The 21,590-nt window shown below is 33.9% G+C and carries 16 protein-coding genes; 4 read left to right on the plus strand and 12 right to left on the minus strand.

The window, feature by feature from the left end; genetic code table 11:
- Nucleotide 1 precedes the first annotated feature (1 nt).
- The 4 genes from FNW52_RS11285 to surE all read right to left on the minus strand — a co-directional run bounded on the left by FNW52_RS11285 (nt 2) and on the right by surE (nt 4,638).
- Complete coding sequence (locus FNW52_RS11285; RefSeq protein ID WP_143377579.1) at nt 2-2,053, minus strand: ComEC/Rec2 family competence protein; 2,052 nt, start codon at nt 2,051-2,053, stop codon at nt 2-4.
- Between the two features lie 338 nt (nt 2,054-2,391).
- On the minus strand, nt 2,392-3,504 hold the full coding sequence (gene lpxB, locus FNW52_RS11290; RefSeq protein WP_143377580.1) for a lipid-A-disaccharide synthase: 1,113 nt from the start codon (nt 3,502-3,504) through the stop codon (nt 2,392-2,394).
- A gap of 88 nt (nt 3,505-3,592) precedes the next feature.
- Entirely contained in the window at nt 3,593-3,865 is a 273-nt protein-coding gene (locus FNW52_RS11295) for a hypothetical protein (RefSeq protein WP_143377581.1), read from the minus strand.
- Nucleotides 3,862-4,638, minus strand: coding sequence for a 5'/3'-nucleotidase SurE (gene surE / locus FNW52_RS11300; protein ID WP_185965965.1), 777 nt, complete (start codon nt 4,636-4,638; stop codon nt 3,862-3,864). The genes FNW52_RS11295 and surE overlap by 4 nt, the downstream gene beginning before the upstream one ends.
- Nucleotides 4,639-4,848: 210 nt before the next feature.
- On the opposite strand from surE, the gene FNW52_RS11305 reads away from it, so the two are divergent.
- On the plus strand, nt 4,849-7,026 hold the full coding sequence (locus tag FNW52_RS11305; protein ID WP_143377582.1) for a carboxy terminal-processing peptidase: 2,178 nt from the start codon (nt 4,849-4,851) through the stop codon (nt 7,024-7,026).
- A gap of 378 nt (nt 7,027-7,404) precedes the next feature.
- Complete coding sequence (locus FNW52_RS11310) at nt 7,405-9,558, plus strand: carboxy terminal-processing peptidase (RefSeq protein WP_143377583.1); 2,154 nt, start codon at nt 7,405-7,407, stop codon at nt 9,556-9,558.
- A gap of 379 nt (nt 9,559-9,937) precedes the next feature.
- Here FNW52_RS11310 and rodA read toward each other — a convergent pair whose 3' ends face one another.
- From rodA to purH, 6 genes are all read right to left on the minus strand, one after another.
- Entirely contained in the window at nt 9,938-11,173 is a 1,236-nt protein-coding gene (gene rodA / locus FNW52_RS11315) for a rod shape-determining protein RodA (RefSeq protein WP_143377584.1), read from the minus strand.
- A gap of 14 nt (nt 11,174-11,187) precedes the next feature.
- The gene (mrdA, locus tag FNW52_RS11320; RefSeq protein ID WP_143377585.1) at nt 11,188-13,125 is read right to left on the minus strand and encodes a penicillin-binding protein 2; all 1,938 of its coding nucleotides are present in this window, start codon (nt 13,123-13,125) and stop codon (nt 11,188-11,190) included.
- Nucleotides 13,122-13,628: a rod shape-determining protein MreD gene (locus FNW52_RS11325; protein ID WP_143377586.1), complete on the minus strand. Its 507-nt coding sequence runs from the start codon at nt 13,626-13,628 to the stop codon at nt 13,122-13,124. The genes mrdA and FNW52_RS11325 overlap by 4 nt, the downstream gene beginning before the upstream one ends.
- A complete protein-coding gene (gene mreC, locus FNW52_RS11330; protein ID WP_143377587.1) occupies nt 13,621-14,445 on the minus strand; it encodes a rod shape-determining protein MreC in 825 nt (274 codons plus the stop codon). The genes FNW52_RS11325 and mreC overlap by 8 nt, the downstream gene beginning before the upstream one ends.
- A 94-nt stretch (nt 14,446-14,539) precedes the next feature.
- Complete coding sequence (locus tag FNW52_RS11335; RefSeq protein WP_116764027.1) at nt 14,540-15,568, minus strand: rod shape-determining protein; 1,029 nt, start codon at nt 15,566-15,568, stop codon at nt 14,540-14,542.
- 54 nt (nt 15,569-15,622) lie between these two features.
- The gene (gene purH, locus FNW52_RS11340) at nt 15,623-17,149 is read right to left on the minus strand and encodes a bifunctional phosphoribosylaminoimidazolecarboxamide formyltransferase/IMP cyclohydrolase (protein ID WP_143377588.1); all 1,527 of its coding nucleotides are present in this window, start codon (nt 17,147-17,149) and stop codon (nt 15,623-15,625) included.
- A 356-nt stretch (nt 17,150-17,505) separates the two neighbouring features.
- Here purH and FNW52_RS11345 point away from each other — a divergent pair, with 356 nt between their 5' ends.
- Together FNW52_RS11345 and FNW52_RS11350 are read left to right on the plus strand one after the other, a co-directional pair.
- The gene (locus FNW52_RS11345) at nt 17,506-18,762 is read left to right on the plus strand and encodes an ABC transporter permease (RefSeq protein WP_143377589.1); all 1,257 of its coding nucleotides are present in this window, start codon (nt 17,506-17,508) and stop codon (nt 18,760-18,762) included.
- A 350-nt stretch (nt 18,763-19,112) separates the two neighbouring features.
- Nucleotides 19,113-19,502, plus strand: a complete 390-nt coding sequence (locus tag FNW52_RS11350) for a heme-degrading domain-containing protein (RefSeq protein WP_255515581.1) — start codon at nt 19,113-19,115, stop codon at nt 19,500-19,502.
- Between the two features lie 39 nt (nt 19,503-19,541).
- On the opposite strand, the gene accD is transcribed toward FNW52_RS11350, so the two are convergent.
- Both accD and fbaA read right to left on the minus strand, forming a co-directional pair.
- A complete protein-coding gene (accD, locus tag FNW52_RS11355; protein ID WP_143377591.1) occupies nt 19,542-20,396 on the minus strand; it encodes an acetyl-CoA carboxylase, carboxyltransferase subunit beta in 855 nt (284 codons plus the stop codon).
- Between the two features lie 70 nt (nt 20,397-20,466).
- Nucleotides 20,467-21,534 (minus strand): class II fructose-bisphosphate aldolase, encoded by a 1,068-nt coding sequence (gene fbaA, locus FNW52_RS11360; RefSeq protein WP_143377592.1) that lies wholly within the window; start codon nt 21,532-21,534, stop codon nt 20,467-20,469.
- Between the last annotated feature and the right edge of the window lie 56 nt (nt 21,535-21,590).

Here is a 21,590-nt window from a genome sequence, read left to right on the forward strand (position 1 = left end):
TTTAATTGATTGTATAGAATCCCTTTTCACTTGTTGAGTGAAAAGGGATTTTTTGTTGGGTACACGTCTGCTTCCAACGTTTTTGAATGGTTTTAAAATTCGATCCATCGGCAACTATAATTTTGGGTTTTATACTTTGTAATACTCGGTCTAGATTGACTCTTGTTGATTGTGTGAGTAGTAAAACATCGGGTTGTATGGTTTTTGGATAAACCATAGAACTGTCAAGGATCAGTATTTTATTTCCTTTAAAATAAATGATATTTTGTAATTGCCTTTTATGTTTTAATGTGCAAAAATTTCCTGAAAGATAGGAGGAAATAAGATTGTTCTTTTGGTATGTTTTCAAAAGGCTGTCATTGGCATACAAAGTGGTGTTGAAGCCATTTCGTTCCAGTAGTAAAGTATTCTTTTTGGTATTAAAAACAACAAATTCTTCTTGATTTTGTACATCCCATTTTGTTTTTATACTCGAAATTTGCAGTGCTACAATTGTAATTAATACGAATGCCAGACTTTTAAAATTTGGTTTTTTAAACCAAATTACCATTGCAATTAGTACGAGGTATCCCGTTATTAGGAGTGAAGTATTTAGCGAAATGTCTTTGATGACGAAGGATTCGAATGAGGCAATTGTGTTTATGATTTTATCCAAATAAAAGATGCTTATTTCTAAAGCTTTGGCCGGATAAAAAGGAACCCAATTGAATGCCGCTAAAACCATGACCAAAACGCCTAGACTCATTATGAAACCCAGAAGCGGAATCACAATCAAGTTGGTCACAAAGAACAATCCGGGAAATTGATGAAAGTAATAGATGCTTAAGGGTAAAGTTCCGATTTGTGCAGCAAAAGAAACCGTTAGTAGATCCCAAATGTATTTTTGGACTTTGTTCTTTGGTATCCAAAGCTTTGCCAAAAGCGGCTGTAGCCAGATTATAAAGAACAAGGCGATATAACTCAGTTGAAACCCAACATCGAACAAGAAGGAAGGTTGAAACAGTAAAATAAGTAAAATGGAAACGAGTAAAGTATGATAAATATTGACACTTCTTCTTAAAAACAGTCCAATAGCAACAAAGGAAAACATCGTAACGGAACGCAACACTGATGGTGCTAAACCCGCAAGTATTCCAAAAAGCGACAAAGAGAACAATGTTACAATTAGTTTAACGAAAGAACCTCGTTTAGAATTGGGTAACGGTTTTAGAATAAAAGTTACAAACAGCAATATAAAACCAATATGCAATCCCGAAACCGATAAGATATGAACGGCACCAGCGTATTGATAATCCCGAATTATATCTGGCGAAATATCTTGCTGTTGCCCCAAAATTAGTGCTACGGCTACGTTTAGCTCTGCTACATGAAAATTGCTTTTATTTAAATTCTCAATAATTCGTGTTCTTAATTTGGAGGCATAATACCAAATATCCTTTTCGATTTCAGTACTTATCTTTATTTCATTCGGCTCGGCATAGAGTTGAGCGTAAATTTGTTTGTTGTCTAAGTATTTTTGGTAATCAAATTGGTTTGGATTTTTTTGAACAGTGTTTTTGTAGAGTAATCCATCTATTTTTAAGCGATTACCAATTTTAAAAGTATGGTTTAAGCTGTCTCTTCGGATGTTGAGGAGTATTCTTCCTGTAGCGTTTTCTTGGTCTATTGTATGGAGTAGGGCAATGTAGCGTTCGTTAAAATTGGACCCTTTTAGTTTTTCTCTTAAGGTTACGGTAAAAGTGTGGCTTTTCTCAAAGATGGTTGCATGATGTGTGTAATTGTTCTGTTGGTAGGAATCGGTGTGGATGATTTGTGTAGTGGCTCCGATGGAAAAGGCAAGTAGTGATGTTGCTATTCCAAAAAGGGCTAAGGATTTTGTGTTTGTTTTGCTTGAATAATAGGTTCCGATAAAAAGGAGCGTAGTCCCGATAGCTATCGGGATAGCAAGAAAAATGAATGTTGTCGAAGGAATTGGTTTTAGGAAATAGGCGAGTAGTATACCCAAAATAAAGGCGATTGTAATTCTTGCTAATGGGAATTGTAGTACTTTCATATTACCAAAGTACAAATATTTTGTAAGAAATAATGCTTTTTTTAGCTATGATTTTTATGGGAGTCTTTAATTATTAGGATTTTGTGAATTTGCATAGAAAAATTGGCACGTAGATCTAGAAGATTTACGCAGATTTTAAAACTAACGATATCGTAACTATTTAGATTATTGCTTATTTTGAATTGCCTCCAGCTTTAGCTGGAGGTATAATGAATGAATGTCAAATTGGCTTTAGCCAAAAAGCATGCTGTTTTGGCTGAAGCCATCATATAACATGCCAATTTTATTCCCCCAGCTAAAGCTGGAGGCAATTGATGTATTGAAAACAGATGTTTGAATTACTTTATAGTATCAACAATTAATTGTGCTGTTTTTTTACTGGCACCTATTCCGCCTAGTTTTTCTTCTAGTAAATCGTAGTTTTCGAGAAGTGTTTTACGATAGTTGGGCTCTAGAATTTTGGTCAATTCTTCCCGAATGCGTTTGGTGGAGCAGTCGTCTTGAATTAATTCGGTTACTACTTCTCTGTCCATGATTAGGTTGACGAGCGAAATGTATTTTAGCGTAATAATGCGTTTGGCGATTTGGTATGATGCCCAACTGCCTTTGTAGCAAACCACTTCGGGAACTTTAAAAAGTGCGGTTTCTAGTGTTGCTGTGCCTGAGGTAACCAATGCAGCGGTGGAATTACGCAATAAAGCATAGGTTTTATTCGAGATGAATTTTATGTTTTCGCTAGAAATGAAAGGCTTATAAAATGAAAATTCCTGACTTGGCGCACCCGCAATTACAAATTGATAATCGGGGAAATCGGTAACAACGCTTAACATCACGGACAGCATTTTGCTGATTTCTTGTTGTCGGCTTCCCGGTAAAATGGCAATGATTGGCTTTTCGGACAATCGGTTTTCGGTTCTAAAAGTATTGGCGTCAATACCGGATTGATTGTGAATGGCATCAATTAATGGATGGCCTACAAATTCAACAGGGAACTGATGTTTGACTTCGTAGAAATCTTTTTCGAAGGGTAAAATCACGTACATTTTGTCTATGTCGTGTTTTATGGCAGTGATTCTGTTTTCTTTCCAAGCCCAAATTTGAGGAGAAATATAGTAATGGTTTTTATATCCGGATTGTTTGGCCCATTTGGCGATTCGCATATTAAAACCTGGATAATCGATATAAATGATGACGTCTGGATTGAATTGCGTAATGTCGTTTTTACAAATCTTAATGTTGTTTAAAATGGTTTTCAGATTGAAAATCACTTCAATAAAACCCATAAATGCCAATTCACGATAGTGTTTTACTAGAGTACCACCTACATTTTGCATCAAATCACCACCCCAAAAACGGATGTCAGCATTTGGATCTTTTTCATAGAGTGCTTTCATTAAATTGGATCCATGTAAATCGCCTGAAGCTTCTCCTGCAATAATGTAATATTTCATTTTTTTTGAATTAAAAGTAGTAAAAACAACTCAATGGGAGCTGATTTAGGTTTGTTTTCAGATCTACAAATATAGTATTTATTCTTTTTTAAAGAAACAAAGTGATAATAGTCAGTAGAATAACTGCCAAAACGACACCTCTTGCCATGAGCTCTTTATTCATTTTTAGTAAAATGCCAAAAGCAATTAAATCAAGTATGGAACCTAGAGTGACTATTTTTCCGAGGTGACCTTGGTATTTCATTAATTGCAGTCCAGCGATAAAATCCGAGTGAACTGCAAAGGTAATGTAGAGGAACATTCCCAAGATAGAAGCCAAGATTCCGATGGTGAATCCGATGAGTAAGTCTATTTTATTCATTTCCAATCTCTATTGGTTAAGTTTTGGATGGCATGATGCGCCGTCAGATCAAATTGCACAGGAACTATAGAAACATATCCGTTTGCAAGCGCCCATTCGTCGGTATCTTCGCCTTTGTCTTGATTGACAAATTCCCCAGTAAGCCAGTAATAATCTTTGCCTTGTGGGGTTTTTCGTTTGTCGAATTTTTCCATCCAAATGGCATTCGCTTGACGGCAAATTTTGATTCCTTTGATTTCTTTTTCTTTTAATTTGGGAAAATTCACATTCAAAATCACCCCTTCTGGGAGTTTCTTGTTCAGAACCTCTAATGTGATATTTTTGATATAGGATTTAATTTGCTCAAAGTCGGCATCCCAATCATAATCTAATAAAGAAAAACCAATAGCTTGAATGCCTTCGATTCCTGCTTCTACAGCGGCACTCATGGTTCCGGAATAGATAACATTTATAGAAGAGTTGGATCCGTGATTGATGCCAGAAACGCAAAGATCTGGCTTTCGTTTCAGAATTTCATGCACCGCTATTTTTACACAATCTACAGGTGTCCCGGAGCAGCTGTATTCTATAATTGAATCAGTTTCTTTTGAAATTTTATTGAGATGTAGTGTGTTATTAATGGTGATGGCATGTCCCATTGCGCTTTGTGGTTTGTCTGGAGCTACGACAATTACCTCTCCTATCTCTGACATAACAGTAATTAAAGCTCTTATTCCCGGTGCTGAAACGCCATCGTCATTCGTTATTAGTATTAAAGGTCTTTCAATTTTCATTGGTGTTGTATTTAAAAAAAAGAATTGTTGATAAAATTTGACTTCTTGAACAAATGTAGTAACACAAAATCTTATATTGCGAACAAATAAAATATATTTTTCAAGCTGATTTATTCAAGTTGGGAATTCTATTTTATATCTTTAACAAAAAATTATGTAGCAATCTAGAGGGCTGGCATGGTTTTTAATGTAACTTTAGATAAAAAATTGATGAATCCTATTATTAGATTTATGAAAAGAAATTATAAAATACTCATAGCAGTGGTATGTCTTTCGGCTACCTTATTTGCATTTACGATTAACTCAAAAAAAGAAGTAGATCCGGATAGAGATAAGTTACTTTTGGAGCTTTTGACTTTTGTAATAGAAAAAGGACACTACAATCCTGCCGCGATAGATGATGTTTTTTCAAAAGGGGTTTATAAAGATTATATTGTTGCCTTGGATCCTTCCAAACGTTTTTTCTTGCAGTCGGATATTAATGAGTTTTCTAAATTCGAAACAGAAATAGACGATCAGTTAATCAACAAAGATTTGACTTTCTTTAATCTTACCTACGATCGTTTAATGCTACGTATGGAAGAAAGCAAAAAAATATTCAAAGAGGTTTTGAGCAAACCTTTTGACTATACTGTTGATGAGGAATTTAATGTAGATTATGATAAAGCGCCTTATTCAAAAAATACAACCGAGCTTAAGGAAAAATGGAGAAAACAAATAAAGTTATCTACCCTTTCTTCTTTTACAGACAAACAAAAAATCGAAGAAGATAAAAAAGGGAAAGACCCTAAATATGTTGTGAAGTCTTATGCGGATCTTGAGAAAGAAACACGAGATAGTTCATTGAATTCTTTAAATGAGTCTTTTGGATTTATGAATGAATTGAAAAGAGATGATTGGTTTACCTTGTACATCAATTCTATTATGTCTCGTTTTGATCCTCATACTTCTTATTTTGCACCAGAAGAAAAAGAGCGTTTCGATGTCAGTATGAGCGGAAAACTAGAAGGTATTGGAGCTCGTTTGCAAAAGAAAAACGATTATACGGAGATTTCTGAACTGATTTCTGGAGGTCCGGCTTGGAGAGGAAAGCAATTGGAAGCAGGAGATTTAGTGATGAAAGTTGCCCAAGGTAATGGAGTTCCGGTAGATGTTGTTGGAATGCGTCTGGATGATGTTGTTAAAAAAATTAAAGGGCCAAAAGGTTCTGAAGTTCGTCTTACCGTTAAAAAAGTAGATGGTACGATTCAAGTTATTTCTATCATTAGAGATATTGTAGAGATTGAAGAAACGTATGCTAAATCTAGTGTTGTTGATAAAAACGGACTTAAATACGGTGTTATCTATTTGCCTAAATTTTATATTGATTTTGAAAATAAAGACGGTAGAGATGCAGGTAAGGATATCGCTCTTGAAGTGGATCGATTGAAGAAAGCTGGAGTAAAAGGAATTGTATTGGATGTTCGTGATGATGGCGGTGGATCATTGTCTACTGTTGTTGATATAGCAGGTTTGTTTATTGAGCAAGGACCTATTGTACAAATCAAATCTGCGGGTAAGAAAAAAGAAATTTTATACGATACCGATAAAAAAATTGAGTGGGACGGACCTTTGGTTATAATGGTTAATGAGTTCTCAGCATCGGCTTCAGAGATTTTGGCAGCCGCCATTCAAGATTATAAAAGAGGAATCATCATTGGAAGTAAACAAACTTATGGTAAAGGAACTGTGCAAAATGTAATCGATTTGAATCAATTTGTACGCAACAGTTCTGCAGGTGATCTTGGAGCATTGAAAACAACCACCCAGAAGTTTTACAGAATAAACGGAGGATCAACTCAATTAGAAGGAGTGAGCAGTGATGTTGTTATGCCAGATCGATATGCTTATTTAAAAATGGGAGAGCGTGATGAAGAGAATGCTATGCCATGGGATAAAATTGATCCGGCACCTTATGCCGTTTGGAAGGATTATGCAAAATTTGATCAAGCGATAGCGAATAGTAAAAATAGAATTGAGAAAAACATTCAATTTCAATTGATTGAAGAAAATGCAAAATGGATTGACAGCCGAAGTGGAGAAAATATATATAGCTTAAATATTGATAAATTTATAGTTGCACAAAACGAAGTTGAAAATTTAGCTAAAAAGTATAAGCCAATAGTAGATTACAAAAATAATTTAAAATTTACTTCGTTGCCTTATGAATTAGATGGTATAGCTAAAGATCCTGCTCTAAAAGAAAAGAGAGAAAGATGGCATGAAAGTTTGTCTAAAGATATTTATGTTGAAGAAGCCTTGAATGTGTTAGATGATTTGCAAATAAAAGCAATTGTAAAAAACAGTATGGTCAGTGAAATTAAAAAAGGTAAATTAGTTAAATCGTAATAATTCTTTATGATTTTAAAATAGTTATTAGGAACGCTTCAATATATTTGGATATTTGAAGCGTTTTTTTTATTGTGTATCGATGTGAAAAGAGCGAAGTGAAAAGTTAATAAATCTTTGGAGTACTACGTGTTCGATAAGTTGGTTTTCGGCAATTGATTTGTTCTTTTTTTCTTGGAATAAATGTATATCTTTAACAAAATATTGTCTGGTAGTCTGTGGATTTGAGACAGTTTTTAATGTAATTTTGAAAAATATTAAACGAGTTTTGTTGTTAGTGTTAAGTAGTCGTTTTGGTTTCTTCCCGAAGTTTCCGGATGCAAAAAAGTGATGAAGAACGGCGAACCATGTTCTATTAAAAACAAATATTATTTACGAATGAAAAGAAATTATAAAATACTCATAACTGTGGTATGCCTTTCGGTTACCTTGTGTGGCTTTACTATTAATTCTGAAAAATCGGTTGACCCGGATAGAGATAAATTGCTATTGGAGTTACTGACTTTTGTTATCGAAAAAGGACATTATAATCCGGCGACTATTAATGATAATTTTTCTAAAGGCGTTTACAAAGACTATATAGTAGCTTTGGATCCTTCTAAGCGTTTTTTCTTGCAATCTGACATCAATGAGTTTTCTAAATTCGAATTGGAGTTGGACGATCAATTAACCAATAAGGATTTGACTTTCTTTAATCTAACTTACGATCGTTTGATACTTCGTATGGAAGAAAGCAAAAAAATATTCAAAGAGGTCTTAAGTACTCCTTTTGATTATAAAATTGAAGAAGATTTTAATGTAGATTATGATAAAGCTCCGTTTGCCAAAAACAGCACCGAGTTGAAAGATAAATGGAGAAAGCAAATAAAGTTATCTACGCTTTCGTCTTTTACAGACAAACAAAAATTAGAAGAAGATAAAAAAAGAAAAGATTCAACGTATGTTGTAAAATCAGAAACTGTCTTAGAAAAAGAAACAAGAGATAGTTCCTTAAAATCATTGAATGAGTCTTTTGGATTTATGTATGAATTAAAAAGAGACGATTGGTTTACATTATATATCAATTCTATAATGTCACAATTTGACCCGCATACTTCTTACTTTGCTCCGGAAGATAAAGAGCGTTTTGATACGAGTATGAGTGGTAAATTTGAAGGGATAGGCGCTCAATTACAAAAGAAAAACGATTACATCGAAATTTCAGAACTTATTTCTGGAGGACCAGCTTGGAGGGGGAAACAATTAGAGAAAGGGGACTTATTGATGAAAGTAGCCCAATCTAATGGTGTTCCTGTAGATGTGATAGGAATGCGCTTGTCTGAAGTTGTAAAAAAAATAAAAGGTCCCAAAGGTTCTGAAGTTCGTCTTACTGTAAAAAAAGCTGACGGAACTATGCAAGTTATCCCTATCATAAGAGATGTTGTAGAGATCGAAGAAACGTATGCGAAATCTAGCATTGTCGAAAAAAACGGTTTGAAATATGGGGTTATTTATTTGCCTAAATTTTATCTTGATTTCGAAAACAAAGACGGAAGAGATGCCGGTAAGGATATTGCTTTAGAAGTGGATCGTTTAAAAAAATATGGGGTTAATGGTATTGTTTTAGACGTTCGAGATGATGGAGGAGGATCTTTGACTACCGTTGTTGATATTGCGGGGTTATTTATTGAAAAAGGACCTATTGTTCAAGTTAAATCGGTTGGGAAGAAACAAAATATTTTGTATGATACCAATGAAAAAATAGAATGGGACGGACCATTAGTTATTATGGTAAATGAATTTTCAGCTTCGGCTTCGGAGATCTTGGCAGCTGCTATTCAGGATTATAAAAGAGGTATCATCATAGGGAGCAAACAAACGTATGGTAAAGGGACTGTTCAAAAAGTAATTGACCTGAATCAATATGTGCGTAATAATACAGTAGGCGACTTAGGGGCTTTAAAAACAACTATTCAAAAATTTTATAGAATAAATGGAGGCTCTACGCAATTAGAAGGCGTAAGCAGCGATGTAGTAATGCCAGATCGCTATGCTTATCTAAAAATGGGAGAACGTGATCAAGAGCATGCAATGCCATGGGATAAAATTGAGCCAGCACCTTATGTCGTTTGGAATAATACTTCAAAATTTGATCAAGCGATTATCAATAGTAAACAGAGAATTGAAAAAAACATTCAATTTCAATTAATCGAAGAAAATGCTAAATGGATTGATAGCCGAAGTACTCAAAATAATTATAGCTTGCAGATAGATAAATTTAAAGTAGCGCAAAATCAGATTGAAGAAGCAGCTAAAAAGTTTAAGCCAATTGCTAATTATAAAAATAATTTGAAATTTACTTCAATGCCTTATGAATTAGAAGGAATAAGCAAAGATCCAATTTTAAAAGAAAAGAGAGAAAGATGGCATGAAAATTTATCCAAAGACATTTATGTTGAAGAAGCTTTGAATGTTTTGGATGATTTGCAACCTAAATCCATTGTAAAAGCGAGCATTGCTACAGATAAAAAGAGGAGGTTAGTTAAATCATAACGGTTGTTTTAAGACAAAATAAAATCAGAAAAGTGTTTCAAATTATTGAAACACTTTTTTTGTTGTTATTGAAAAGGATGATTACATTACGTTGGTACCAATGAAAAATGGTTGTATTGATTGTCTTGTGGGAAGATACGATCTAAAATAAATTAGAAATAGTAAAGAATGGGTTTTTAATTAATATGTCTATCCGTTAAGTAGACCATGATTGATTTTTCTTGACACAGATTTCACAAATTTTTACAAATTAATCTGTGGGAATTTGTGAAATCTGTGTCAAATAAATACATTCAAGTTTTTGCATTTATTTAATAATTCGTGTAATAATCTAATTGGTATTAGTTGCGGACAGTCATATTAATTAAAAACCCATTGTTTACCATTCATTTACTTTATTGGCATCCATTTTTATGAAAATAAATAACAAAATCGTAAATCCCCAAAGTCCAGAACCTCCATAAGAAAAGAACGGCAAGGGTACTCCAATAGTTGGAAAAATACCGATAACCATAGCGATATTTACAAAGAAGTGGGTAAACAATATTCCAGCAACACAATATCCGTAAACTCTACTAAATTTTGTTTTTTGTCTTTCGGCAAGATAAATGATACGAAGAAACAAACCTGCAAATAATCCAATTACTACTAAGGAACCAACAAATCCCCATTCTTCGCCAACTGTGGTAAAAATATAATCGGTATGCTGCTCGGGTACAAATCCACCCTTTGTTTGGGTGCCTTCCAGAAATCCTTTGCCGAGCCATCCTCCAGACCCAATTGCAATTTCGGATTGATTGGTGTTGTATCCAATTCCTTTCATATCAACTGATTTTCCGAGTAAAATATTAAAACGATCGCGGTGGTGTTGCTTGAAAACATGTGTGAAAACATAGTTTACAGACAATACAAAACCAGATATTACAGCAAAAAGAATGCCGCTTAATACTACATTTCTATCGGCAAGTCTCGATTTAAAATGGATTAGAATTAGGATAACTAATGCTATTAAAATAACATATTGTGGCTCTAAAATGAGTGTTAATACAAAAAGTAAAATTGTAATAAATCCTGTCCAAACGTACCAGGAAGGTAATCCTTCGCGATAGAGTACAATTATAAAAATGCTATAAATTAAGGCGCTTCCGGGATCCGGTTGAGGCAAAATAAGCATAACAGGTAAAAAAACTACTGCTAATGCCTGTATTTGTCGGTTGACATCTTTTAAATTAATTTGGGTGTCGCTCAAGTATTTTGCTAGTGCCAGTGCTGTAGCTGCTTTGGCAAATTCTGATGGTTGTAGTGTAAAACTTCCAAAACCATACCAACAACGTTGTCCCGCTATCGTTTTACCAAAAATAAATAAGCCCGCTAAGGATAATAAAGAAATTCCGTATAGTATAGTTGCGTATTTTTCATAAAACTTACCATCAATGTATAATAAAATAAATATTAATGGAATTGATAATGCAATAAAAATGGCTTGTTTCTCATACGTGCCTTCGGTAGAGGACAATGACGAAGAATAGATGTTTAACCAACCTAAAAGCACAAGTGCAATATAGATAATGATACATATCCAATCAATATTGTTTGATAAACTTTGATTTTTCATTTCAAATGAATGTATTATGTTTTGGCTTTGATTGAATCTATCTTTATTATAGGTGCTTTTGTTTTGCTTTTTAAAATAGAATCTTTAGTTCTCAATTCTTTTTTAATCTCTTCGGAAAGACCTCCAAGTTTTGCGTAGCGACCTTGTAGGCTAATATTTAACACTCTAGTTTCCAAATCGGTTCTTGAAATTTTCTTTCTAAGGTATTTTTCAATCATTAAACTGGCAATAGGTCCTGCAATAGTGGAGCCGAAACCCCCGTTTTCTACCAAAATAGCTATGGCTATTTTCGGATTGTCTTTTGGGGCAAAAGCAACAAAAATAGAGTGATCTTGTAGTTTTGTTCTTAGCCCGTCGATTTTAGCAAAATTTTCTGCGGTTCCTGTTTTTCCACAAATGTCAATTCCTTCAACTCTTAGGGCGTAGGCAGTTCCCTTGTTGTATACATCAAATAATCCGCTAATCATTGGGGGGAAATATTTTTTGTCAATAGTGGTTACGTGTTTTGTAGTGAATTTTGTGTCAATTTTTTCTCCTTTAATCTTTTTAATGATATGAGGAGTGTAATAATACCCTTGATTAGCAACAGCCGACATCATATTGGCCAATTGAATTGGGGTCATCAATACTTCTCCTTGACCAATGGCATTAGAGATGATTGTTGTACCTCTCCAACCTCCATTAGGGTATATTTTTTTGTAGGTTTTAGAAGTGGGGATGTTTCCCTTTTTTCCAGTAGGTAAATCATAACCCATAAACTGACCTAATCCAAAACTTTTGACATGATTGCTCCATACATCTACAGCATAGGCAGGTTTTTTGTATTTGGCAATGGTTCTCAGATATACATTTGAGAAATAGGCATTGCAAGATTTGTAGATTCCTACGTGAAGATCTCGGACACCTCCACCGCAATGACATCTCTGAAATCTCCCTCTAGCATAAGCAAAACCATGATTACACATAAAAGTGGTTTCTTCTTCAACTACTTCTTCTTGAAGACCTACTAAACCTGTTAAGATTTTAAATGGAGATCCAGGAGGATATTCGGCTAGTAAACCTCTGTCATAAAGTGGTTTTGCAATAGAATCACGATAAAGTTTTGTGTAATTTTTGGAACGTTGTCGTCCCACTAAAATCCCTGGATCATAGGAAGGAGCGGTAACAAGTGCCAGTATTTCGCCCGTTTTAGGTTCAATAGCAACTATTCCACCTCTTTTGTTAATCATTAATTCTTCGCCGTATTTTTGTAATGCGGCATCAATAGTTAAGTTAATATCTTCACCTTGTACGGCAATAGTATCATATTTACCTTCTTTGAATGAACCTATCTCTCTATTGAATTTGTCTTTTTGAAAATATTTAACGCCTTTTACACCGCGCAAAATTTCTTCATAGCTTTCTTCGACTCCTTGCTTACCTATTAAATCGCCACTTTTATAATAGGAATTTTTGGCTATTAATTTTTCGTTAGCTTGTGTTATAAATCCAAAAATATTGGCTCCGTAATTTACTTCGTAATCACGCAAGGAACGTTTTTGAAAATAAAAACCTTCAAATTTTCTTATTTTTTCTTGAAATGCAGCAAATTCAGTTTTATTCAATTGCGCTAAAAAAACAGATGGCAATCTAGGGCTATAGACTTTTGCTTTTTCTATTTTTTTTATAAAATCGTCCTTGGTAATGTTTAAAAGTTGACAAAATTCAAGTGTATCTGTGTTTTTAAGCTCTTTAGGAATTACCATGATATCGTATGAGGGCTGATTTGCCACCAGTAGAACGCCATTTCTATCATAGATGTACCCTCTTTCTGGATAATCATATTTTATTTTTATGGCATTGTTGTCAGATTTTAATTTAAAAGAATCATCTACAATTTGTAAATAAAAAACACGAATTAATAACAAAGAAGCACCTATAATTATTAAAGCTGGCAACAAGATTTTTCTCATCGTTTATTTGGCTTTATAAGATAAATTAATATGATGCAAGAGATTATGGTAAAAACAGTACTCAATAACGTTCTAATTAGTACGTCTAAAAAGAAAGTTATTTGAAAAGATTCTAATAGAAACAGCGTAGAATTATGTGTTATAACAGCCAGTAAAATAAAAGTAAATCGTTCGGGAGTTAAAACATCATTTAGTTTTACGGTTTGATATTCATAGCTAAGACCAAAAGAAAATTTAAAAAAGTAAGGTCTAATATAAGCAAGTAGGACACATGCTGTCGCATGAACACCACCAGAATTGCAAAATAAATCCATTATTAATCCGAGGAAAAAGCTGGATAGTAAAAGTCCGGATCTATTTCCGTTTACAGGATAAAGGATTATAAAAAGAATATAGGGAAATGCAGTTACATAGCCCCAAAAATCCATGTTATTAAAAACAAGTATTTGAACTGCCAGTAAGAGTACAAATCGAAAAATATTGCCTAATACGATGCTATTCATCTTTTCCTAGTTTTTCTAGATTTTTAATTTCTTCATTGTCTTTACTTTTGATAATGTATACATAACCCAAATTGGTCATGTCATTGAATAATTTTACATTAATCGTGTAATAGTGGGTTTTTTCTTCGATGAAAATTTTGTCAATAGTGCCAATTCCTATGTTCTCAGGAAAGATTACAGATTGTCCGCCTGTGACAATGGTATCCCCCTTTTTTATGGCAGCCAATCTAGGAACGTCTATTAATTGAACAAAACCAGTGCTTTTTCCATCCCAAATTAATGACCCAAAATGATCTGAATTTTTAATTTTCGCATTAATTTGTGATTTTACATTCAATATACTCACTACAGTAGAATAGTTTCCAGAAACATTATCGGTTATGCCAACAATTCCTAAACTATTAATGACTCCCATATCGGGTTTAACCCCTGATTTTGCACCTGAATTCAGTGTTAAGAAGTTATCATATACATTATAAGAGTTATGAATTACCCTAGAAACAATGATGTCTTTTGGTAAAACACCTTTTAGACTGTCTAAGTTGGGTGCTTTAAGGGTGTCTTGAGATTTAAAGAGCAGACTTTTTAAATTAGCGTTTTCTAAAGCAAGTTCTTCGTTTTGTTTTTTCAAGTGAAGGTATTCTTCCATAGAATTAATTCGTTCGTACACGCCTCCACTAAGGAAATTGGCAGAGCTAATAACTTTGCTTTTATGAAAAGAATGGGATTGAATAGTAAGAGATAACGAAATACCCAAAAGCAGCAAAAACAGTAACCTATTACTGTTTTTTATAATAAATGAAAATATTTGCTGCATTGTGTAAAATTAAAAATTTTTAAAAATCAAAATTTAAAAATCCCAGACACCAAATTGTTTTAGAACAAGTTGGTGTTTGGATTTTTTTTGGGTATTATTTTATAAGGATATTTTTAAATTTTGCAATATTTTTAAGTGCCATTCCAGTTCCTCGAACTACAGCTCTTAAAGGATCTTCTGCAATGTAAACAGGTAAATCTGTTTTTTGCGAAATTCGTTTATCTAGTCCCCTTAACATAGAACCACCACCTGCTAAGTAAATACCAGTGTTGTAAATATCGGCAGCTAATTCAGGAGGAGTTTGTGATAATGTTTCCATTACTGCATCTTCAATTCGTTGGATTGATTTGTCTAATGCTTTTGCAATTTCTCTATAAGATACTTCAACCTGTTTAGGTTTACCGGTCAATAGATCTCTTCCTTGAACAGACATATCTTCTGGTGGTGTTTCTAAATCTTCGATAGCGGCACCAATTTGTATTTTTATTTTTTCAGCAGTACTTTCTCCAACAAAAAGATTGTGTTGAGTACGCATATAATATACAATGTCATTTGTGAATACATCTCCTGCAATTTTAACGGATTTGTCACAAACAATACCACCTAATGCAATAACTGCAATTTCTGTAGTTCCTCCACCTATATCAACAATCATGTTTCCTTTTGGTTGCATAATATCGATACCGATACCAATAGCAGCAGCCATAGGCTCGTGAATCAAATAAACTTCTTTACCATTAACTCTTTCGCACGATTCTTTAACGGCTCTCATCTCCACTTCTGTAATTCCAGAAGGGATACAAACTACCATTCTAAGGGCTGGTGTGAACATTCTTTTTTTCAATGCCGGTATGCTTTTAATAAACATACTGATCATTTTTTCTGAAGCATCAAAATCGGCAATTACACCATCTTTCAAAGGCCTTATCGTTTTTATGTTTTCATGCGTCTTCCCTTGCATCATATTGGCTTCCTTACCAACTGCAATAATTTTGCCTGATATTCTATCACGCGCAACGATTGACGGACTGTCAATTACGACTTTGTCATTGTGAATGATTAAAGTGTTTGCTGTACCAAGGTCTATCGCAATATCCTCGGTCATGAAATCAAAAAAGCCCATATGCCTTATTGGGGTTAAAAAGTTATAAATAAATTACGCACAAAGTTAAACAAATTAATGTTTAAAATGACGTGTACCTGTAAATACCATTGCAAGATTATTTTCATTACAATAATTTATGCTCAATTCGTCTTTTATTGAACCTCCTGGCTGAATTACTGCTGTTATTCCAGCTTTTTTAGCAATTTCAACACAATCAGGAAAAGGGAAAAAGGCATCGCTTGCCATTGAAGCACCTTCTAAGCTAAAACCAAATACTTTTGCTTTTTCGATGGCTTGTAATAGTGCATCAACTCTTGAAGTTTGTCCTGTACCAGATGAAATTAATGTTCCGTTTTTTGCAAATACAATAGTGTTTGATTTAGTGTTTTTACAAACTTTCGAAGCAAAAATCAAATCGTTAATCTCTTGCTCAGTAGGGGCTGTTGCTGTAACGGTTTTTAAGTCGGCTTTAGTATCAGTGATGTTGTTTCTTTCTTGAATCAACAATCCATTCAGACACGTTCTTACTTGTTTTTGAGGCAGTTCGACTTCGTTTTGAATTAAAATAATTCTGTTTTTCTTTTCTTGTAAGAGCGCAATTGCTTCCGCATCATAAGATGGAGCGATTACTACTTCGCAAAATAATTTGTTGATTTCAGTTGCGGTTGCAACATCTATTGTCGTGTTTGCAATTAATACTCCTCCAAAAGCCGAAGTAGGATCACATGCCAAAGCTACATTGTAAGCTTCACTAATAGTATCTCTTGTTGCTAATCCGCAAGCATTGTTGTGCTTTAGAATAGCAAATGTTGGTCCGTCAGTTTTGAATTCATTAATTAAATTCACTGCCGCATCTACATCTAATAAGTTGTTGTATGATAATTCTTTACCGTGAACTTTGGTAAACATAGCGTCAAAATCTCCAAAGAAAAATCCTTTTTGGTGTGGGTTTTCTCCATATCTCAATACTTGACCATTTTCTATACTCGCTTTATAGATGGTTTCATCCGTATTAAAATAGTTAAAAATGGCTCCGTCGTAATGAGAAGAAACATGAAAAGCTTTGGTGGCTAATAATTTTCTGTCTGCAAGAGTAGTAGCTCCATTTTGAGTGGTAATCATGTCAAGAAGTGTGCTATATTGGTCAACAGAAGCAACGATTACAGTGTCCTTGAAGTTTTTTGCGGCAGCACGAATTAATGAAATACCACCAATATCAATTTTTTCGATAATATCGTCTTCACTTGCTCCAGAAGCAACTGTTTTTTCAAAGGGATATAAATCAACAATTACCAAATCAATCTGCGGAATGTTGTATTCCTGCATTTGTTGTACATCACTTTCGTTGTCTTGACGATTTAAGATTCCTCCAAATACCTTTGGATGTAACGTTTTTACTCTACCACCTAAAATAGAAGGGTAAGTTGTAACATCTTCAACAGGGATTACAGGAATTCCTAAATTTTTAATGAATTCCTCAGTACCACCTGTAGAATAAAAAACTACATTTTGGTCATGCAATTTTCTTACAATTGGTTCTAGGCCTTCTTTTGAAAAGACTGAAATTAATGCGGATTGGATTGTTTTTGTTGTGTTCATCGAGTAGTTATGATTATAAAGTGCAAAAATAGTTTTTTTTGATAATATAATTCAATAAAAATATGTAACAATGTCTTAAAATTACATACCAATCGTTAAATATGTTTTTTGTAGTTATCAGCTATTAGTCCCGATAGCTATCGGGAGTGAAAAGTGATTAGTCTTTGGGGATACTAAAAAAATAAGAATTCATCATTAAAGCCATTTGGTTTGTTTTTTACACATATTTAGAATGTATTTATGCTAGAATCTAAGCTAATCACTAATGACTATTCACTAATCACCGAACAGTTATTGTTTTCTTAGGTTATTGCGATAAATATCTTGAAATTTACAATAACACAAATTAAAATGAAATGCTAGTTTATCTAAGATTATTAAAGGAGAGTTTTGGTTTTGCGATGAATGCGTTGCGAAGTAATAAATTGAGGACGTTGCTTTCTTTATTGGGTGTTACTATTGGGATATTTTCGATTATCGCGGTGCTTTCAGCGGTAGATTCTTTGAATAGGAAAATAACTAAAGATATTGGTAGTCTCGATAATAGTACCGTTTTCTTTTTTAAATATTGTTTCGGGCCTTCGGATGTTCCCGATTGGAAAATAGATCAGTTTCCTAATGTCACTTATGATGAGTATAAATTACTTAAAAACAGCTTGACCGATGTTGAGAGCGTTTGTTTTCAGTTTTATGCGGGGAGAGAAACAATCAAGCATGAATTAAAATCGATAAGTTCTATTGTTGTAATTCCTTGTACTTATGAAATGTATGATATTGAAAAGTTTGATTTTGAGGAAGGACGTTTTTTTAGCGAAAAAGAATCTAATTCGGGGGATAATACAGTTGTGATTGGGCATGATATCTCAGCTGCTTTATTTGAAGGGACTTCTCCTATTGATAAATATATTCGATTGTATGGGCAGCGATTTAAGGTTATTGGAGTGCTGAAAAAAGTAGGGGATAGGTTGATAAGTTTTGGTTCAAACCCAGACACAACAATTTACCCTACGGTTAATAAAATAAGAAGTCTGTTTGGAGATAATACAAAGTCATTTACTCCAATAGTGATTATAAAGCCTGCTAAAGGAGTTGATGTAGAAAGTTTGAAAGCTCAAATTGCCTATAGAATTAGGAATTTTAGAGGAATAAAATCGGGTCAGGCAGATAATTTTTTTATCAATTTGCTAAAAGGAGCTACAGATATGATTGACGAGACTATAGGACTTATGAACGTAATGGGTTGGGTAATTGCGGGATTTTCGCTTTTAGTTGGCGGTTTTGGGATCGCCAATATCATGTTTGTTTCTGTAAAAGAACGTACCAATTTAATTGGGATTCAAAAATCATTGGGAGCCAAAAATCGCTTTATATTGTTTCAGTTTTTATTCGAAGCCGTAATACTTTCGGTACTTGGAGGTATAATTGGATTGTTTATGGTTTGGGGAATCGCTTTGATTTTGACCAATGCCTTAGACTTTGAATTTGTTTTGTCGCTAGGAAATATTCTTTTAGGAACAGGCTTAGCAGCTGTAATTGGTCTTGTTTCTGGAATTCTCCCTGCCATTGCAGCGTCCAAATTAGACCCCGTAGAAGCCATTAGAACGGGAATGTAAAAAGGTTTGACTATTTGCTATGATGTTCCCCAAATTGCGTTTTGAAAAAAGTATAATCTATTTGACTAAGAAATAATTGCTTTTACGGCAAATTTAATGAATTAAATCTACATGAATTGATATGTATTTTTCGCATCGATTTAGCAATTAGCAGCACCTTAAACGATGATTAACAGACAAACTAAAAGCAACACAGACTTTTTTATTAATTCTTGAAATTCACTAAAAAAATGGCAACTAAATATTTGATTTTAATACTCACTTTTGCACTAAATATTTCGATAATGGCATAGAATAAAACAGAAAAAGAGATAATCAAGAAAATAGAGTTAGACAATTTTTCTAACCAAATTGCACTTGAAATGGGCTTGAAAATTATTGCCTTGGCAAAAAGTCGCAATCAACATATTGCAGTTGAAATATGTAGGCTAAACCATATCGTTTTTATTTATTTTGACGACAGTCTTCCTGTTGATAAACATAATTGGCTTAGACGAAAAGCGAATGTAGCAAAACAATTTGAGGAAAGTTCTTTAAGTGTCAAAAACGACCTGAAAGAGGGCAATATGACATTAGAAAAAACATTTGGACTTGACGAGAAAGACTTTCTTGCAAAAGGTGGCTCAATACCAATTTTCATAAAGAGTGCAGGAATGATAGCGACAATAACTGTATCAGGACTACACGATGAAGAAGACCATAATATAATCATTGAAGCACTTCAAGGGAAATATTTTTAGACAAACCAAAAAAAAATCCCGATTGCTCGGGATTTTCATTTATCTAATAGTATTGTTTTGAATCAAATCGATGTATAAGTTAATCTTATTTTTCAATTCTTTTCTGGCGGTTATAAAATCTAAGAAACCATGTTCCAGAAGAAATTCGGCAGTTTGAAAACCTTCCGGTAAATCTTTTCCGGTAGTGTCTCTAACGACTCTTGGTCCTGCAAATCCGATTAAGGCACCGGGCTCAGAAATATTGATATCTCCTAACATGGCGTAAGATGCAGTAGTTCCCCCAGTTGTTGGGTCAGTACAAAGCGATATGTAAGGTAATTTTGCTTCGGCAAGTTGAGCTAATTTTACAGATGTTTTTGCTAATTGCATTAAAGAATAAGCAGCTTCCATCATTCTGGCTCCACCCGATTTTGAAATCATTACAAAAGGCAGTCTGTTTTTGATAGCATGATCAATTCCTCTGGCAATTTTTTCTCCAACAACCGCTCCCATAGATCCACCGATAAAGGCAAAATCCATACAGCAAATCACTAATTCTTTGCCTTTTGATTTTCCAACACCAGTACGGACAGCATCTTTGAGTTGCGTTTTTTCCATTACCTCTTTCAATCGGTCTGCATATTTTTTTGTATCAACAAAATGCAAAGGATCTTTAGAAGTCATGTTTTTGTCTAATTCAACAAATTCATTGTTGTCAAATAAAATATCAAAATAGGCTGCGCTTCCAATTCTAACATGGAAACCATCTTCGGGGCTTACAAATAAATTACGAGCCAACTCATCAGCATCAATAATTTTACCGGTAGGAGATTTGTACCAAAGACCTTTTGGGATGTCCATTTTGTCTTCGGTAGCCGTAGTAATTCCTTTTTCTTTTCTTTTAAACCAAGCCATTTTTATTATTTTAGATCTAAGATTTTAGATTTTAGATTTCCTCGTGAAATCTAAAATCTAAAATCTAAAATTATAGTGTATTCACGTTATTTAAGTCAGTAAAAGCTTGCTCAAGTCTCGCATTGAAAGTTGATTCTCCTTCACGCAACCATTTTCTTGGGTCGTAATATTTTTTGTTTGGTGCTTCTGCTCCTTCTGGATTTCCAATTTGAGTTTTAAGGTACTCAACATTGTTAATCATAAAATCACGGATACCTTCCGTAAAAGCAAATTGCAAGTCAGTATCGATGTTCATTTTTACAACACCATAACTAATTCCTTCTCTAATTTCTTCTAGTGTAGAACCAGATCCACCGTGGAAAACAAAATCAACAGGGTTTGGTCCAGTTTTGAATTTTTCTTGAACGTAATCTTGAGAATTTTTTAAGATTTTTGGAGTTAATTTTACGTTTCCTGGTTTGTAAACTCCGTGAACATTTCCAAAGGCAGCAGCAATTGTAAATTTTGGGCTTATTTTAGATAATTCTTCGTAAGCATAGGCTACTTCGTCAGGTTGAGTGTATAATTTTGAGCTATCAACATCAGAGTTGTCTACACCGTCTTCTTCTCCACCAGTGATTCCAAGTTCGATTTCTAGCGTCATTCCCATTTTGCTCATTCTTTCTAAATATCCTTTGCAGATTTCGATATTTTCTTCGATTGGCTCTTCAGATAAATCAATCATGTGCGAAGAGAATAATGGTTTTCCGGTTGCTGCAAAATGTACTTCTGAAGCATCTAATAATCCGTCAATCCAAGGTAATAATTTTTTAGCACAATGGTCAGTGTGCAAAATAACGGTTGCTCCGTATGCTTCTGCCAAGGTATGAATGTGTTTTGCACCAGCAATACCACCGGCAATAGCGGCTTTCTCACCAGCATTAGAAAGTCCTTTTCCGGCATTAAATTGTGCGCCACCATTTGAAAACTGAATGATAACTGGTGCATTTAGTTTTGCAGCAGTTTCAAGTACTCCATTAATAGTGTCTGATCCTATAACATTTACAGCTGGAAGGGCAAAGCCTTTCTCTTTTGCATAATTAAAAATTTCTTGTACTTGATCGCCTGTAGCAACTCCTGGTTTAATGTTGTGTGCCATTGTAAATTCTTTTAGTTTTTTAGTTTTTAGATTATAATTTGCAAAAATAAGAATTA

It is taken from the genome of Flavobacterium sp. ZT3R18 (genome assembly GCF_007097385.1).
GTDB lineage: Bacteria > Bacteroidota > Bacteroidia > Flavobacteriales > Flavobacteriaceae > Flavobacterium.